Raw genomic sequence first — 15,889 nt, 5'->3', positions numbered from 1 at the left:
GCACTTACCCGGGCTCGGCACTTACCCGGGCTCGGCACTTACCCGGGCTCGGCGACCTGACCACCCGTTCGCCGGGGGCTACTCGCTCCGGTCGTGCAGCGGCGTGCCGCAGAGCGACTTCGACGGGGTGCCGTCGACGCCGACGGGCGGGTCCCCGGCGACCATGACACGGTGCATGATGCGCGGGAAGTCCAGATGGGCGGTGTCGTTGGGGGCGAGGTGGACGGTGGCGCGGTTGTCCCAGAGGGCCACCGAACCCGGCTCCCACCGCAAACGGACCGTGTACTCGGGACGGGTGATCTGCTCGACGAACATCTCCAGGAGCAGCCGGCTCTCGGCCCGGGTGACGTCGACGATGTTCTCGACGTAGTACGGGTTGACGTACAGGATCCGTTCGCCGGTCTCGGGGTGGACGCGGACGACCGGGTGGACGGACGCGACCTGGTGGTCCTGGAGGTGACGGAGGTAGGGGTCGGGGCCGGAGCGGGCGAGGTAGCCGACGCCGAGGCGGTGCTCGGCGCGCAGTCCGTCGGCGAACCGGCGCACCGGCTCGGACAGGCCCGCGTAGGCGCTGGCGAGGTTGGCCCAGGTGGTGTCGCCGCCGTACGGGGGCACGCGTTCGGCGCGGAGCAGCGTCAGGGCGGGCGGGTCGATGCGCGCGGTGTGGTCGGCGTGCCAGCCGCGGAGGGTGGAGTGGCGGCGGCGCTCCAGCCATTCGGCCTGGTCCATGCCGTGCTTGCGGCCCAGCTCCTGGCGGTCGGCCGTCGTCTCGATCTCGGGGTGTCCGGCGGGTGAGACCGAACCCCGCGAACGCAGCCGGATCGGTTCGCCGAAGCGGCGCGCGAACGCGATCTGACCGGCGTGGTCCAGCTTCTGCTCCCGGAAGAACACGACCTTCCAGCGGAGCAGCGCCGCGCGGATACCGGCGACGGTCCTGTCGTCGAGCGGGGCGGCGAGGTCCACGCCGTGGATGTCGGCGCCGATGTGCCCGGAGGCCGGCCGCACGTCGAGGCCGCCCGTGGGTCCCTCCGAGGACGGGGACGTGTTCGTGTCGATGCTCATCGCTCGCCCTTCGACGCCGGTCGCTTGTATCGCTTGTATCGCTTGTCGTGCTGGGTGCTGGGTGCTGGGTGCTGGGGCTGGGCTGGGGCTGGATGCCGGGTGCTGTGTGCCTTGACGGTTGCGGTCCGGCTTTCGTGGCCCGGTCTTCCCACGGTGCCGTCCGTGCATGCGGTCCGACCGGGAAAGTGTCCTGAACGACCGCCCGCCACCGACCCCCACGCGGCAAGCGAACCCGAGCGAACCCGAGCGAACCCGAGCGAACCCGAGCGAACCCGAGCGAATCCGAGCGGGTTCGAGCGGGCGCGCCGCCCGGTGTCGTAGCACCCCCGAGCCCGCACCGGGCTGCGAAACTGCCAACGCACTGTACGCGGCAGGAAGTTGACGTCATGACCGACAAGCTCACCGTAAGTGTCCTGGGTACCGGCATCATGGGGGCCGCGATGGCCCGCAACCTCGTCCGTTCCGGTCACGCCGTACGGGTGTGGAACCGCACCCGGGAGAAGGCCGAGCCGCTCGCCGCCGACGGTGCGCAGATCGCCGAGAGCCCGGCCGAGGCCGTGCGGGGCGCCGATGTGGTGCTCACGGTGCTGTACGACGGGGCCGCCGCCCGGGACGTGATGCGCGAGGCGGCGCCCGCGCTGAGCCCGGGCACGGCATGGGTCCAGTCCACCACGACCGGTCTCGAGACCGTCGCCGAACTGGCCGCGCTGGCCGGCGAACACGGACTGGTCTTCTACGACGCCCCGGTCCTCGGCACGCGGCAGCCGGCGGAGGCGGGACAGCTGACGGTGCTGGCCGCGGGGCCGGTCGCGGGGCGGGAGACGGTCACCCCCGTCTTCGACGCCGTCGGCGCCCGGACCGTCTGGACCGGCGAGGACGGCGCGGCGGGCACCGCGACCCGGCTCAAGCTGGTGGCCAACAGCTGGGTGCTCGCCGCCACCAACGCGGCCGGGGAGGTCCTGGCCCTCTCCCAGGCCCTCGGCGTCGACCCGCAGTCCTTCTTCGAGATCATCGAGGGTGGCCCGCTCGACATGGGCTATCTGCGCGCCAAGTCCGCGCTCATCCTCGACGGCCGCCTCTCCCCGGCCTCCTTCGCCGTCTCCACCGCCGCCAAGGACGCCCGCCTGATCGTCGAGGCCGGACAGCGGCACGGCGTACGCCTCGACGTGGCCGCCGCCGGCGCCGACCGCCTCACCCGCGCCGCCGCCCAGGGCCACGCCGACGAGGACATGGCCGCCGCGTACTTCGCCAGCTTCGACGAGGGCGGGGTCGAGGGCGGGGGCGAGGGTGGGGTCTAGGCGAGGGCGAGGGCGAGGGCGAGGGCGAGGTTGAGGGATGGGGCGCGCATGGGTGATGCGGCCGACCCGGTCGACGGCACCCCGGTGCACGGCTCCCTCGTGCACGGCTCCCCGGTTTCCCCGGTCGACGGCACATCGGCCGCCGCCCGGCCCGGTGCCGTCCCGCCCGACGCCGCCGTACGCGATCGGCTGACCGCGGAGAAGAACGTCTGGCTCTGCACCGTGCGGCCGGACGGGGCACCGCATGTGACGCCGGTGTGGTTCGTGTTCCTGCGGGGCAGCTGGTGGATCGGCGCGGACGGGGGGTCGGTCAAGGTCCGGAACATCGAGAGGTTCGCGCGGGTGTCCTTGGCTCTGGAGGACGGCGGGTCCCCGGTCGTGGCGGAGGGTACGGCGGTGGTGCGGCGCGGCCCGTTCCCGGCGGACCTCGCGGACCTCGCGGACGTCACGGAGGCCTTCGCCGCGAAGTACGGCTGGGACGTCACCGCACCCCACCGGCCGGGCGAGACCCGCGTACTGCTCGAAGTCCCCGTACGGCGCTGGCTGTTGGCCGGTACGGCTCAGTGAGCACCGGAAACGCCGACCGAGCCCGCCTCCGCCTCCGCCGCCGTGGCCGTCGCGGTGACTCGGACGTACGAACCTGCCCGGACCTACCGCCCTGCTCGCGCGCGCTGCCCCGCCCGACCACGCCCCTTCATGCCTGCCCGACCACGCCCCTTCATGCCTGCCCGACCACGGCCCTCATGCCTGCCCGACCACGGCCCTCATGCCTGGTCGGCCGCGCCCCTCACGCCGCCCGACTGTGTCCCTCAGGTCCGGTCGGCGGCACCCTGCCCGTCCAGCGCCTCGTGCGCTCCCGCCGCTCCCGCTGAAGCCGCCGAAGCCGTCGGCGGCGTGCCGCCCTCTCCCGGGCCGGCTGCCGCGTGCCCGCGTAGCCGTCGGCCCGTCACCCACATCGCCACCGGCTCGGTCCACCGCGCGGTCAGCGGCCCGGCGATCACCAGGATGAGGACGTACGCCGTGGCCAGCGGCCCGAGGGACGGTTCGATGCCGGCGGTGACGGCGAGGCCGGCGATGACGATGGAGAACTCGCCGCGGGCGACCAGCGTCCCGCCCGCGCGCCAGCGCCCCTTGGCGGAGATCCCGGCCCGGCGCGCGGCCCAGTACCCGGTGGCGATCTTCGTCAGGGCGGTGACGACGGCCAGGACGAGCGCGGGCAGGAGCACGGGCGGAATGCTGGCGGGATCGGTGTGCAGCCCGAAGAAGACGAAGAACACGGCGGCGAACAGGTCCCGCAACGGCGCCAGCAGACTGTGCGCGCCCTCGGCGACCTCACCCGACAGCGCGATGCCCACCAGGAACGCACCCACGGCCGCCGACACCTGCAACTGCTGCGCGAGCCCGGCGACGACGAGCGTCACCCCCAGCACGACGAGCAGCAGCTTCTCGGGATCGTCGCTGGAGACGAACCGGGATATGTGCCGCCCGTACCGCACCGCCACCAGCAGGACGACCCCGGCCGTACCGAGCGCGACGGCCAGCGTCGCACTGCCCGCCGCCAGACCGACCCCGGCCAACAGCGCGGTGACGATCGGCAGATAGACGGCCATGGAGAGGTCTTCGAGGACCAGGATGCTGAGCACGACGGGCGTCTCCCGGTTGCCCAGCCGCCCGAGATCGCCGAGCACCTTGGCGATGACGCCGGACGACGAGATCCAGGTGACGCCGGCGAGCACGACGGCGGCGACGGGACCCCAGCCGAGCAGCAGCGCCATGGCGGCACCGGGCAGGGCGTTGAGGGCGGCGTCGACGAGTCCGGCCGGGTACTGGGTCTTGAGGTTGGAGACGAGATCACTCGCCGTGTACTCCAGCCCGAGCATGAGCAGCAGCAGGATCACGCCGATCTCGGCGCCGATCGCCACGAACTCCTCACTCGTCCCCAGCGGCAGCAGCCCGCCCTCCCCGAAGGCCAGCCCGGCCAGCAGATACAGCGGTATGGGCGACAACCGGAAGCGTCCGGCGAACCGCCCCAGCAGCCCCAGCCCGAGGATGATCGCGCCGAACTCGACCAGAAAGACGGCGGAGGAGTGAGTGGCGGACGACTCGGCGAGGAACTCCCCGGCGGACCGCATCACGGACTCCCCGGCGGAGCCCACCACGGACTCCCCGGCGAACCGCACGACAGACTCCCCGGCCGACTGTCCGACGGACTGAGCGGAGACGTACATGAACCGCTCACTCCCGCCCGAGAGTCGCGGCGGCCGCCTCCACACCCTCCCGGGTGCCGATCACGATGAGCGTGTCACCGCCGGCCAGCCGGAAGTCCGGAGTCGGCGACGGAATCGCCTCGGCCCGCCGCAGGACGGCCACGATGGACGCGCCCGTCTCGGTCCGCATCCGGGTGTCGCCCAGTACCCGCCCGTTCCAGTGCGACGTCGACGCCAGCTCGATCCGCTCGGCGACCAGCCCCAACTCCGTGGTGGACAAAAGGGTCGGGCTGTGGTGGTCCGGCGCCAGCGCGTCGACGAGGGCGGTCGCCTCTCCCGACGTCAGCCGCACCGACAGCGCGCACGCGTCCGGGTCGTCCTGCCGGTACGCGCTCAACGTCCGTGCGCCGTCCCGATGGGCGACCACCGAAATCCGCCGCTGCTCCCTCGTCGTGAGGTCGTAGCGGACCCCGATGCCGGGCAACGGCGTACTGCTGAGGCGCGGAGCACCCACGGCTGGCCCCCTGTCTGATTCGGATATGTCATCGGACAACCGTCGGTGCCACCCTAACGAGACCCCGAAATCCGGCCGCAGGCCGCCGGGTCTGCGCCCCGGTGGAACAATCCCCCTTCAACTCGACCCGGACCGGCCCCACCCCGCCCCGGCACCGCGGGATGACCGAAAGGAACCACCACCATGATCCCCATGGGTGCCCCCACAACCCACCCGGCGAACCCCCTGACGGCCCGCCACCCGGCGAACCCCCTGACGGCCCGAGGCACGGACACCCCGACCTCCAACGAACCGGCCGCCCCGACGCTCCGCGAAGCGAACGTCCCGACGAACTCCCGCGCGGGCGCTCCCACGGCCCGCCGCGACGCGGGCGCTCCGACGGCCCGTTGGGCGGGTGCCTCCGCGAGCCGCGGAGCGGTCGCCCTCACAAGCCATGGCGCGGATGACCTCAAGCCCCACACCGAGGGGATACCGATTCCCCCGGGAGCGGAAGGCCCGGCGAGCCCTGGACGATGCTCGGTCCTCGGCCGACGCTCGGTCCTCGGCCGACGCTCGGTCCTCGGACGATGCTCGGTCCTCGGCCGACGCTCGGTCCTCGGCCGACGCTCGGTCCTCGGACGATGCTCGGTCCTCGGCCGACGCTCGGTCCTCGGCCGACGCTCGGTCCTCGGACGATGCTCGGTCCTCGGCCGACGCTCGGCCCTCGAAGGATCCTCGGTCCCTGAAGGGTCCTCGCCCTCCGAAGGAAGCTCGGTCCCCAAAGGACTCTCGCTCCCCAGACGATCCTCGCCTCGCGGACACCCCTCACCTCTCCGACGCCCCTCACCTCTCCGACGCCCCTCACCTCTCCGACGCCCCTCACCTCTCCGACGCTCCTCCGCCCCCGAACGACCCTCGACCTGCGCAGGCCCCACATCCCCCGGACCGCGGGCCCCCAAGACCCCCGGAGCGTGCCCGTGATCCAGTGGGTGTCTCTGGGGAGCGGCCCCCGCCCCGTCCCCCAGCCGGTGGCCACCCCGTTGGTGTGGGCCACGGCCTTCGGGGGCGCGATGGCGTTGGTGGCCCTCCACAACGCGCTGGTCGGCACGGACCGCCCCGGTCCGGCCCTGGCCGCGCTGTCCCTGCTCTCCGCACTCCTCGGCGGGTACGCCCGCTTCACCGCGGCCCCGGGCACGGCAGCCCTGTGCTGGCTCTTCCTCAACGGCTTCGCGATCCCGCCCGCAGGCGTCCTCACCTGGACCAACCCCCGCGACACCTTCTGGCTCGTCTGCCTCCTCACCGCCGCCCTCACCGGCACCGCCCTCGCCCGCCTCCTCCAGGCCCGCGCCGCCTACCGCCGCCTCAGCACGGCCCGCCCCCCATCCCCCGGAGACGCCACCGACTGGCCACCCGGCCCCTGAACGGCCCCGCCCCGACTGCGCACCGCCCAGCCGACCGCCCAGCCGACCGCCGCGCCGGCGCCCTGGGGTGACGTCTGATGTGGCGTCCAGGCCCCGCGCGCCGTGCCCAGCGGGCGCTCCCGAGCACGAACCGAGACGGGAACCGAGACCCGGCTCGCGTCGTGAGGGTGACGTGACGTACTCGCTCTGCGCATGGGCGGGACGCCCCGCAGGCCGACGGGTCGGCGGCCCGCAAGGCAACCCCCGACCGAGTGTGTCCAGCTTCTGCTCGTGGTTCCTGGTCAGCGGGGGGCCGCCTCCTTACTCCCCGTTCTGCGACCAGGCCGAGGTGAGCGCGATGACCGGGTCAGTGTCGGCTGGTGCCGCGGGCCACCATTCGCCGTCGTCGTCCTGGAGGTAGGGGTACCAGCGGGCGTCGGGGCCCAGACGCAGCTGGATGCCGTGGTGGGTGAGGGTGAGTCGATTGCGCCAGGCTCTGAGGTGTGTGGGGGAGTCGGTCATCTCGGCGAGGGCCGCGTCCAGGGCGGTGCGGGCGGCCTTCATCACCGTCGGGTCGGGGGCGTAGGGCTGTTCGGCGACGGTGATGCCCGTGGGGCCGCCGTGGCGCCAGGCGCGGGTGAGGCGTGCGAAGGCAGTGGGTTTGGTGCCGGTGTTCTGGATCAGGTGGTGGAACCACTCGGGTCCGGGGTTGTTTGCGGCGATGCGGACGGCGTCCTGGTGCTGGGTCAGGTGCAGGTCGGCGGTGTCGCCCGCGAGGAGCCGGGCGGCGCGCACGGTGACGTCGGCCATGAGGCGTTCGAGGTCCGCGGCGGCCAGGCCGGTGCCGGATGGCGGGGCGACGGGCAGTGCTGTGGTGTGGGCGGCGGGTTCCGGGAGTTCGGGCAGTGCGGGGGGCTCTTCGGCCCAGTGGGCGTACGCGGCGGCGGCCGGGATACCGGCCGGTGCCGGTGGGGCGGCGGTCTCCTGTGCTGCCGTACGGAGTGCGCGCAGCTGGGCGAAGACCTCCTCGCGACCGCGGCCGCGCAGCGCGAAGAGCACGAACGGGTCGGTGTCGATGGTGGCGGCGATGGCGTAGCAGAGCGCGGCGGCGTGCTTGCAGGGGTATCCCCAGTCGGGGCAGGAGCACTCCGGATCGAGCTCGGTGGGCAGGGGGAGCAGTGGGACGCCCGCGTGCCGGGCGTCGTCCACGAGTTCGGCGGGCATCTCGTCGTCGAGAAGTGCTGCGAGATGTCCGGCGCGGGCCGCGATCGTGTCGAGCAGGGTGTCCCACTGAGGGTCGGTGAGGACGGGCAGGTGGACCGAGGAGCGGTACGGGCGCGGGCGGCTGCCCTGGACAGCGGCACTGACCTTGCCCGGAGCGACGGTGACCGGGCCGACCATGCCCTTGCGGGCGTAGGTGCGTCCGCGCGAGAGCCGTCCGGCGTCCAGGGTGGAGTCCTCCAGGGCGGCCACCCATGCCTGGCCCCACCAGGTCGCGGCGAAGGCTCGCCTGCCGCGGGTGGGCGCCCGGCGCGGGCCGGGGACAGCGGGGCTCATGACCGCCTTCCCAGGGCGACGAGTTCGGCGAGGTCGGCGTCGGACAGTTCGGTCAGGGCTGCCTCGCCGGAGCCGACGACGGCGTCGGCGAGGGCGCGCTTGGCTTCGAGCAGCTTCGCCACCTTGTCCTCCACGGTTCCCTCCGCCAGGAGTTTGTGTACCTGGACGGGTTTGTCCTGGCCGATGCGGTAGGCGCGGTCGGTGGCCTGGTCCTCGACGGCCGGGTTCCACCAGCGGTCGTAGTGCACGACGTGAGTGGCGCGGGTGAGATTGAGTCCGGTGCCCGCCGCCTTCAACGACAGCAGGAACACCGGCACTTCACCGCGCTGGAAGCGGTCCACCATCTCCTCGCGCCGCGTGACGGGGGTGGCACCGTGCAGGAAGAGAGTGGGGACGCCTCGCTCGGCGAGATGCTTCTCCAGCAGAGCCGCCATCTGTTTGTACTGCGTGAAGACCAGCACGGATTCGCCTTCGGCGGTGATGGTGTCGAGAAGTTCGTCGAGCAGGTCGAGCTTGCCGGAGCGGCCCCGCAGGGGAGTGGACCGGCGCAGGCTGTGCTCTTTCAAATACTGGGCGGGGTGGTTGCAGATCTGCTTCAGCGCGGTGAGCAGCTTGAGCACCAGACCGCGTCGGGCGATGCCCTCCGACTCCGCGATCTTCGCCATGGTCTCGCGGACCTGTGCCTCGTACAGGCTGGTCTGCTCGGCCGTCAGCGGGACGACGTGGTCGGTCTCGGTCTTGGGCGGCAGTTCGGGCGCGATGCCGGGGTCGGACTTCTTGCGGCGCAACAGGAAGGGACGTACGAGACGGGACAGGCGCTCGGCTGCCTCGGGATCCTCGCCCGCCTCGATGGCGCGGGCATGCCGGTCACGGAAGGCGGTGAGTGAGCCGAGGAGCCCGGGGGTGGTCCAGTCGAGCAGGGCCCACAGCTCGGAGAGGTTGTTCTCCACGGGGGTGCCGGTGAGAGCGACGCGGGCGCGGGCGGGCAGGGCACGCAGTTCGCGGGCGGTGACGGCGTAGGGGTTCTTGACGTGCTGGGCCTCGTCGGCGGCCACCAGCGACCAGGCTGTCTCGGCGAGCACTTCGCGGTCGCGGCGCAGCACCCCGTAGGTGACCAGGACGATCTCGTCGCCGGCCAGGTCCCCCAGGTGTCGGTCGCCGCCGTGGTAACGGCGTACGGGGGTGAGCGGTGCGAATCTGGCGGCCTCGCGCTGCCAGTTGCCGAGCAGGGAGGCCGGGCAGACGACAAGGGTGGGGCCCGCGGTGGTGGGGTCGTTCTGGCGGTGCAGGTGCAGAGCGAGCAAGGTGATGGTCTTGCCCAGGCCCATGTCGTCGGCGAGACAGCCGCCGAGGCCGAGTGCGCACATCTCGGCCAGCCAGGCCAGGCCCCGCTTCTGGTACTCGCGCAACGTGGCCTTGAGGGCGGCGGGCTGGGGCACGAGGGTGCGGGACTCGGGGTCGCGGATACGAGCGACCAGGTCGCCGAGCGCACCGACCGCCGCACAGGGGACCCGGTCACCGTCCCTCCCCCAGCCTCCGGCCGGGGGGACCCCCATCTCGCTTCGCTCGGCCTCGCCGGTCAGCGCGGCGCTCAACGCCTCCATGGGGGTGAGCGGTTCCATTCGGCGGCGCTTGGCGCGGGCCACCAGCTTCGGGTCGGCGACCACCCACTGGTCGCGAAGCCGGACGAGGGGACGGCGTGACTCTGCGAGAGCATCCATCTCGGCCTCGGTGAGCGGCTCGCCGCCAAGGGAGACCTGCCAGCGGAAGTCGAGGAGGGCCTCGGTGTCCAGCAGGCCGCCCGCGGCGGAACCGGGGGCGGTGCGCTGCCCGATCTCCGCGGTCGCGGTGAGCGCCTTGACCAGGTCGCGCGGCCAGTGCACGTCGACACCGGCCGCGCGCAGCGCGTCCGTGGCGTCCCCAAGGAGATCGAAGGCTTCGTCGTCGGTCAGCCGGAGCTGATCGGGAGCGGCATCGTCGAGCAGCCTCCGCAGCGGGGGCCAGGCGCGGGCGCCGCGGCGCAGGGCGAGAAGGGTCTCGGTCTCGGCGCGTGGGCCGAGCAGCCGCTCCACTTCGGTCGGCTCGCTCCAGAGTCGTGCGGCCTCGATGACGAGCGCCGGGTCCGCCGCGGTGTGCAGTTGCAGGACGGCCCGGAACTGCCGTCGGCGTCCTTCGGGTACGTCGACGCGCAGGGAGACACTGACGTCGGCGGTGAGCGCCGCCTGGGTTTCCTCGGCCCATTCACGCAAGGTGGGCACGGCGCGGGCCTCGCGCCAGGCGTACGGCAGCGCTCCCATGGCGAGCGGCGCGGCCGGCGTACGGACCAGATCATCGGCGACCGCGTCGCAGAACTGGCGTACCAGCGCAGCCGGTTCGGCGATCCGTACCGGAGCAGGGCCAGGCTCGGGCAGGCAGTGGGCGTGTGGCGGGAAGGCGGCGGCCAGGGCGTCCAGCGTCCGGCGCTGGGCGGCGGTGAGGGGACCCACCTGCCAGGTGTCGTAACCGGCGGGGGTGAGGGCCGGGTGGAGGCGGCCGTCGGCGAGCAGCCGCAGCGCGAAGCGAGTGGCGGCCTGCCAGGCGGCGCCCGAGGGATGCGTCGGCTCCGCATTGACCAGGGCGGAGACAGCGACGGCGACAGGCAACGCGTAACCCTCGACCCTGCGCCGCCTGACCGAGCGGCCGTGCGGCAGGACCAACTCCACCGCCTCGGTCTCAAGGCCGGTGGGCACCGTACTGTCTCCGGCTGCTGCCCCGGTCGGCCTCCACAGCAGGAGGCGCCCAAGGCGGGCGGGCTCACCGGGCAGGAACACCGCCGCCCAGCCGGCGCCGAGCAGCTCCCTCACGAAGGCGGATGTCTCCTGCCGGGCCAGCGGCGGTGTGCTCCTCGCGCCCGTACTCGGCTCTCGTACGACGACTCGTGCCACTCTCTTCCGCCCTGTCGCTCGCCGGGCCCTCCCCTGGGCCGCCTCACTACCGAACCCCACCAGGCAACGTCACACACTGGCAACCGCGAGCCTTGGCTTGACTGCCGGCGACGGCGCCACGACGGAAACGCCGCTGCTGAACACACCGGTCCTCAGCCGTACGGTGCAGCGCTACGGTGAGGTCATGAGCACCTGGACCCCAGCCGCGCTGGAGGCGTTGATCGAAGAGGCCACCGTCGACGCCTACGGCGAGGATGAGCAGCTCACCGGCTTCTTCACGATGATCGAGGAGAGCCTTGCTGTGCCCTTCACCACGACTGTTCTCGGCGTCGAGGTGAGCGTGGTCGGTGTCGATCTGGTCGAGGACGGACGCATGGTCGCACGCTGCGCCCGGGGGCCGGTCCGACAGGACATCGGAATTCTGGACCTGCAGCTGCCGGAACCCGCCCCCGAGGGCTGGCAGTGGATCGAGGCATACCGCTCCTGGGCCCGCTGAACCGGCGCGTCGTACAACTGGCCGGCTGAGCCCCTGCTCGAACGGACAGTCGCGCCGACTGCCGCTGACCGGACCGGCTGCGGGAACAGACAGCACGTACCGCGCATACCGCAGTATGCTTGCGGCTATGGCTGACACCACGCGCATCACGGTGACACTCCCCGCCGAGCAGGTGGCGGAGCTGAAGAAGATCACGGACAACATCTCCGGCTACGTCGCCGAAGCGGTCGCCAGGCAGATCCGGCACCAGCTCCTGGGGGCCGACCTGCGCAGCCACACGGACGAGCACGGGGCCTTCAGCGAGGAAGAGCTGGCCGAGGCGCGGGCGCGCGTCTTCGGTACGACGTCGGCCGCCGGCGGCGCGAGCGCCGCGTGAGCGGGCACATGGAGACCGTGGTCCTGGACAGCGAGGGACTGTCGGCCTGGGTGGCGCAGGACCGGAAGGTTCTGGCGATGTTCCAGGTGTTCCATGACATGGGGGCGGACCTTGTCGTCAGCGCCAACACCATCGTGGAGGTGAGCCACGCCAGGGTGGACCTGCCCCGACTGCAATGGGCGCTCTCCCGGGTCAAGGTGGAGCCGATCACGGAGGCGGCGGCCAAGGCGGCGGCCCAACTGCTCAAGGGCGCCGGTCTGCACGGACACAAGTACGCGATCGACGCCACCGTCGCGGAAGCGGCCTTGCGTCAGCCTGGCCCGGTCGCCATCCTCACGTCGGATGTCGATGACATGACCCGGCTGTGCGGCAGCAAGGTCCGGATGATCGGGCTATGACCGCGACATCGTCCCGGGAGCATGGACAGTCCGCGTGGATCCGCCGAGACCAGAGTCGCCGCAGACCAACCCGTGATGGGTGAATAAGGCATCGACGGATGCGGGGGATGACTGAGTGACGCGTCGACTCTCCAGCACTTCGAGTGTTTCCGGGTCGTAACGGCACGAAATGAGGGTGGAGAAGCGCCGCGTCCGGACCCCTCGGTAAAGCTCTGGTCATGGGATGGGAGCCGGGAACGTCCGCAAGCATGCGGGCCCGGTACCTCCACGTGCCGGACGCCATGCTCAAGGACGCTGCCCGGAAGATCGCCGATGCCATCCGGGGAACCCCGGAGACACCCGCTGTGGACAAAAACCAGGACAACGAGGGCTGAGAACCGTCGAAGGGCCCCACCGCGAACGGTGGGGCCCTTCGACATCGTGCCCGGTGAGGCACTGGCGGAGGATACGAGATTCGAACTCGTGAGGGGTTGCCCCCAACACGCTTTCCAAGCGTGCGCCCTAGGCCTCTAGGCGAATCCTCCGCCGGGAACATTACATGACGGTGGAGGGTGGTTGCGAACTCGTTCGAGGCCGGGTGATCCGGGCGGGAGGGGGAGGTGGGGAGGCGGGTCGGCGGGCCCCGGGGATCGGGTAGGCTGGGGCCAGCCCCTCACGCGGCGCTATCTGACTGAACTCCCCCAGGGCCGGAAGGCAGCAAGGGTAGGTTGGCTCTGGCGGGTGCGTGGGGGGTCTTCTGCGTCCCAGAGCCCCGCGCACGGCCTGAGGCCGACCGCGGGGCATGGCGAGGGGCGGGCGAGCGACGGCCGGGAGGCGGTCCGCGCTCTGCTGCCCCTTCGGTCCTGGTCTCCGGCGGGGGTCCGTGTTGTCAGTGGGCGCCTATAACCTCGTAGGCGTGTCGTCTCTCGCGCTGTACCGCCGCTATCGCCCGGAGTCGTTCGCCGAGGTCATCGGGCAGGAGCATGTCACCGACCCGCTGCAGCAGGCGCTGCGGAACAACCGGGTCAATCACGCGTACCTGTTCAGCGGGCCGCGTGGGTGCGGGAAGACGACCAGTGCGCGGATTCTCGCCCGGTGTCTGAACTGCGAGCAGGGGCCCACGCCGACGCCGTGCGGAGAGTGCCAGTCCTGCCAGGACCTGGCACGGAACGGACCGGGGTCGATCGACGTCATCGAGATCGACGCGGCCTCGCACGGTGGTGTGGACGACGCCCGTGAGCTGCGGGAGAAGGCCTTCTTCGGGCCCGCGGGCAGCCGGTACAAGATCTACATCATCGACGAGGCCCACATGGTCACGTCGGCCGGTTTCAACGCGTTGCTGAAGGTCGTCGAGGAGCCGCCGGAGCACCTCAAGTTCATCTTCGCGACCACCGAGCCCGAGAAGGTCATCGGCACGATCCGGTCGCGTACGCACCACTATCCGTTCCGGCTGGTGCCGCCCGGCACGCTGCGGGAGTACCTCGGCGAGGTCTGCGGCAAGGAGAAGATCCCGGTCGAGGAGGGTGTCCTCCCGCTGGTCGTGCGCGCCGGAGCCGGCTCCGTGCGTGACTCGATGTCCGTCATGGACCAGCTGCTGGCGGGCGCGACGGAGGAGGGCGTGACCTACGCCATGGCCACGTCGCTGCTCGGATACACCGACGGGTCGTTGCTCGACTCGGTCGTCGAGGCCTTCGCCTCGGGGGACGGGGCCGCCGCCTTCGACGTCGTCGACCACGTGATCGAGCGCGGCAACGATCCGCGGCGGTTCGTCGCCGACCTGCTGGAGCGGCTGCGGGATCTGGTGATCCTCGCCGCCGTGCCCGACGCCATCGACAAGGGCCTCATCGACGCCCCCGCCGAGGTCCTGGAGCGGATGCAGGCCCAGGCCGGCGTCTTCGGCGCCGCCGAGCTCAGCCGCGCCGCCGACCTCGTCAACGAAGGCCTCACCGAGATGCGCGGCGCCAACTCGCCCCGCCTCCAGCTCGAACTGATCTGCGCCCGCGTACTCCTCCCCGCGACCTACGGCGACGAACGATCCGTCATGGCCCGCCTGGACCGCCTGGAGCGCGGGATCAACTTCTCCGGCGGCGCCGGACCGGCCATGGGGTACGTGCCCGGGCCCGACGCGCATGGGGGAGCGGCCCCGCCCATGGGCATGGCCCCGCAGGCCCCACAGGTTCCGCACGTTCCGCAGGTTCCGAACGTCGCGCAGGTGCCGCCGGGTGGTGGGCCCGCGGCGGCGCGGGCAGCGGTTCGCGGGCCGGGCTCTGGCTCAGGCGGCGGAGCGACAGGTGCGCCAGGTGGTGGTCCGGGTGCCGGTGGTGCAGGCTCCGCGTCGGCTTCGGGCCCGGGTGCGGATGCGTACGGTGCCGGGGGCGCCGTCGGCGGGCCGGCGGGCCCGGGCGGCGGTGGTCCTGCGGGGGTGCCTCCGGCCGCCCCGCAGGAGGCACCGATCGCCCCGGCCGCCGCGCCCGGTGCTCCGGCCGCGCCGCCCGCCCACCCGGGCGCGAGCTCCACGCCCCCTCCCCACCCCAACGCGCCCGCCGCCGCGCCCGGCGGCTCCGCCCCCGGCTCCTGGCCCACCCCGGCCGCCGCGGGCAGCGGGCGCCGGCCCGGCGGATGGCCGACCGCCGCGCCCACCGGTGGTGGCTCCGCACCCGGGGCCCCGGCCGCGTCCGCCCCCGGCCCGGCCGCGCCCGCCGCCTCGGGCCCGCCCCCGGCGTACGCCCAGCCCGGCCCTCCGGCGCCTGCCCAGGCCCCCGCCGCCTACCACCCCGCCCCCGGCGGACCCGACCCCCGCACGCTCTGGCCGAACATCCTGGAGACGGTGAAGAACCGCCGCCGTTTCACCTGGATCCTGCTCAGCCAGAACGCGCACGTTGCCGGGTTCGACGGCACGACCCTCCAGATCGGCTTCGTCAACGCGGGCGCCCGGGACAACTTCGCGAGCAGCGGCAGCGAGGACGTACTGCGGGCGGCCCTGGCCGAGCAGTTCAACGTCCACTGGAAGATCGAGGCGGTCATCGACACGTCGGGCGGCTCGGCATCACCGGGCGCCCCCGGCGGTTACGGGTCTCCCGCTCCGGCCGCCGGCGGATACGGCGGCGGTGGTGGCGCGGGCGGTGGCGGATACGGCGGTGGTGGCGCGGGCGGTGGCTACGGCGGCTCCCCCGCCCCGGCGTCACGCCCCGCCGGGCCCCAGGACTCGGCTCCGTCATCCCGCCCGGCCTCCCCGGGCCCGGCGGCGTCCCACCAGTCGACCCCGACCGCCCGTCCCGTCGCCCCGGCACCGCCCCCGGCCCCCGAACCCCCGCCCGTCTCCCCCGAGGACGACACCCCCGAGGACGACGACCCCGACCTCGACGAGTCCGCCCTCTCCGGCCACGACCTGATCGTGCGCGAACTCGGGGCGACGGTGGTGGAAGAGATCGTGAACGAGTAGCGAGCACGCGCGCCGCGAGCACGCGCGCCGCGAGCGGGCGAGGAAGAGCGAGCGGGGAGAGGAGCGGGGCGGGAGTGCCGCCGTGAGACTCGCGGCGGGGTCCCGGCTGACGCTGCGGTGCGGTCGGCGCTTCGCCGACATGGGGGGCGCGGAGCCGGGGTTCGCCGACGCCGCGCCCAGTCCCGCTTCGGCTAACTCGTCGCGGGTTGCGGACTGCGCTGCCGCAGGGCCCCGTTCATCCGCCGCTGTCCGCGCTC

General features: G+C 72.8%; 12 protein-coding genes, 1 tRNA gene, 1 other RNA gene and 1 pseudogene. 9 read left to right on the top strand and 6 right to left on the bottom strand.

All coding sequences use genetic code 11. The features are described from left to right. Positions 1–78: 78 nt before the first annotated feature. Positions 79–1,062 (bottom strand): TauD/TfdA family dioxygenase, encoded by a 984-nt coding sequence (locus OG272_RS24275; RefSeq protein WP_328223575.1) that lies wholly within the window; start codon positions 1,060–1,062, stop codon positions 79–81. Positions 1,063–1,448: 386 nt separating this feature from the next. Between OG272_RS24275 and OG272_RS24270 the strand changes: the two genes are divergently transcribed. Together OG272_RS24270 and OG272_RS24265 are read left to right on the top strand one after the other, a co-directional pair. Beyond that, positions 1,449–2,360, top strand: a complete 912-nt coding sequence (locus OG272_RS24270) for an NAD(P)-dependent oxidoreductase (protein ID WP_327728875.1) — start codon at positions 1,449–1,451, stop codon at positions 2,358–2,360. Positions 2,361–2,408: 48 nt separating this feature from the next. Beyond that, on the top strand, positions 2,409–2,927 hold the full coding sequence (locus OG272_RS24265; protein ID WP_405894827.1) for a pyridoxamine 5'-phosphate oxidase family protein: 519 nt from the start codon (positions 2,409–2,411) through the stop codon (positions 2,925–2,927). A 242-nt stretch (positions 2,928–3,169) separates the two neighbouring features. Here OG272_RS24265 and OG272_RS24260 read toward each other — a convergent pair whose 3' ends face one another. Continuing rightward, the gene (locus tag OG272_RS24260) at positions 3,170–4,492 is read right to left on the bottom strand and encodes a cation:proton antiporter (RefSeq protein WP_327732184.1); all 1,323 of its coding nucleotides are present in this window, start codon (positions 4,490–4,492) and stop codon (positions 3,170–3,172) included. Positions 4,493–4,595: 103 nt separating this feature from the next. Next, complete coding sequence (locus OG272_RS24255; RefSeq protein WP_328223574.1) at positions 4,596–5,081, bottom strand: TrkA C-terminal domain-containing protein; 486 nt, start codon at positions 5,079–5,081, stop codon at positions 4,596–4,598. Positions 5,082–6,037: 956 nt separating this feature from the next. On the opposite strand from OG272_RS24255, the gene OG272_RS24250 reads away from it, so the two are divergent. Next, entirely contained in the window at positions 6,038–6,481 is a 444-nt protein-coding gene (locus tag OG272_RS24250) for a hypothetical protein (RefSeq protein WP_327728877.1), read from the top strand. A 300-nt stretch (positions 6,482–6,781) separates the two neighbouring features. Here OG272_RS24250 and OG272_RS24245 read toward each other — a convergent pair whose 3' ends face one another. Both OG272_RS24245 and OG272_RS24240 read right to left on the bottom strand, forming a co-directional pair. Further along, positions 6,782–8,017, bottom strand: a complete 1,236-nt coding sequence (locus OG272_RS24245) for an SWIM zinc finger family protein (RefSeq protein ID WP_405894825.1) — start codon at positions 8,015–8,017, stop codon at positions 6,782–6,784. Beyond that, on the bottom strand, positions 8,014–10,860 hold the full coding sequence (locus tag OG272_RS24240) for a DEAD/DEAH box helicase (protein WP_405896070.1): 2,847 nt from the start codon (positions 10,858–10,860) through the stop codon (positions 8,014–8,016). The genes OG272_RS24245 and OG272_RS24240 overlap by 4 nt, the downstream gene beginning before the upstream one ends. A 265-nt stretch (positions 10,861–11,125) precedes the next feature. On the opposite strand from OG272_RS24240, the gene OG272_RS24235 reads away from it, so the two are divergent. The 4 genes and pseudogenes from OG272_RS24235 to OG272_RS24220 all read left to right on the top strand — a co-directional run. Beyond that, positions 11,126–11,437 (top strand): hypothetical protein, encoded by a 312-nt coding sequence (locus tag OG272_RS24235; RefSeq protein WP_405894823.1) that lies wholly within the window; start codon positions 11,126–11,128, stop codon positions 11,435–11,437. A gap of 127 nt (positions 11,438–11,564) precedes the next feature. After that, on the top strand, positions 11,565–11,813 hold the full coding sequence (locus OG272_RS24230; protein ID WP_327728881.1) for a hypothetical protein: 249 nt from the start codon (positions 11,565–11,567) through the stop codon (positions 11,811–11,813). Then, complete coding sequence (locus tag OG272_RS24225; RefSeq protein WP_326581113.1) at positions 11,810–12,211, top strand: PIN domain-containing protein; 402 nt, start codon at positions 11,810–11,812, stop codon at positions 12,209–12,211. The genes OG272_RS24230 and OG272_RS24225 overlap by 4 nt, the downstream gene beginning before the upstream one ends. Positions 12,212–12,426: 215 nt before the next feature. Next, positions 12,427–12,585: pseudogene (locus tag OG272_RS24220) on the top strand (site-specific integrase); the annotation flags it as partial. Positions 12,586–12,647: 62 nt separating this feature from the next. Here OG272_RS24220 and OG272_RS24215 read toward each other — a convergent pair. Further along, positions 12,648–12,735 (bottom strand) — tRNA-Ser (locus OG272_RS24215). Positions 12,736–12,857: 122 nt separating this feature from the next. Between OG272_RS24215 and ffs the strand changes: the two genes are divergently transcribed. Together ffs and OG272_RS24205 are read left to right on the top strand one after the other, a co-directional pair. Then, positions 12,858–12,948, top strand: an RNA gene (gene ffs, locus OG272_RS24210) — signal recognition particle sRNA small type. A 158-nt stretch (positions 12,949–13,106) separates the two neighbouring features. Next, positions 13,107–15,632, top strand: coding sequence for a DNA polymerase III subunit gamma and tau (locus OG272_RS24205; protein ID WP_327728882.1), 2,526 nt, complete (start codon positions 13,107–13,109; stop codon positions 15,630–15,632). Positions 15,633–15,889 lie beyond the last annotated feature (257 nt).

This window comes from Streptomyces sp. NBC_00104, assembly GCF_045160825.1.
Lineage (GTDB): Bacteria > Actinomycetota > Actinomycetes > Streptomycetales > Streptomycetaceae > Streptomyces.
This window is presented reverse-complemented; position numbering and strand designations above follow the sequence as displayed.

Excerpts from the sequence above, each read along its gene's own strand:
- OG272_RS24230 (WP_327728881.1), top strand. The coding sequence starts at position 11,565 with ATGGCTGACACCACGCGCATCACGGTGACACTCCCCGCCGAGCAGGTG.
- OG272_RS24245 (WP_405894825.1), bottom strand. The coding sequence starts at position 8,017 with ATGAGCCCCGCTGTCCCCGGCCCGCGCCGGGCGCCCACCCGCGGCAGG.
- OG272_RS24265 (WP_405894827.1), top strand. The coding sequence starts at position 2,409 with ATGGGTGATGCGGCCGACCCGGTCGACGGCACCCCGGTGCACGGCTCC.
- OG272_RS24275 (WP_328223575.1), bottom strand. The coding sequence starts at position 1,062 with ATGAGCATCGACACGAACACGTCCCCGTCCTCGGAGGGACCCACGGGC.
- OG272_RS24235 (WP_405894823.1), top strand. The coding sequence starts at position 11,126 with ATGAGCACCTGGACCCCAGCCGCGCTGGAGGCGTTGATCGAAGAGGCC.
- OG272_RS24270 (WP_327728875.1), top strand. The coding sequence starts at position 1,449 with ATGACCGACAAGCTCACCGTAAGTGTCCTGGGTACCGGCATCATGGGG.
- OG272_RS24260 (WP_327732184.1), bottom strand. The coding sequence starts at position 4,492 with ATGCGGTCCGCCGGGGAGTTCCTCGCCGAGTCGTCCGCCACTCACTCC.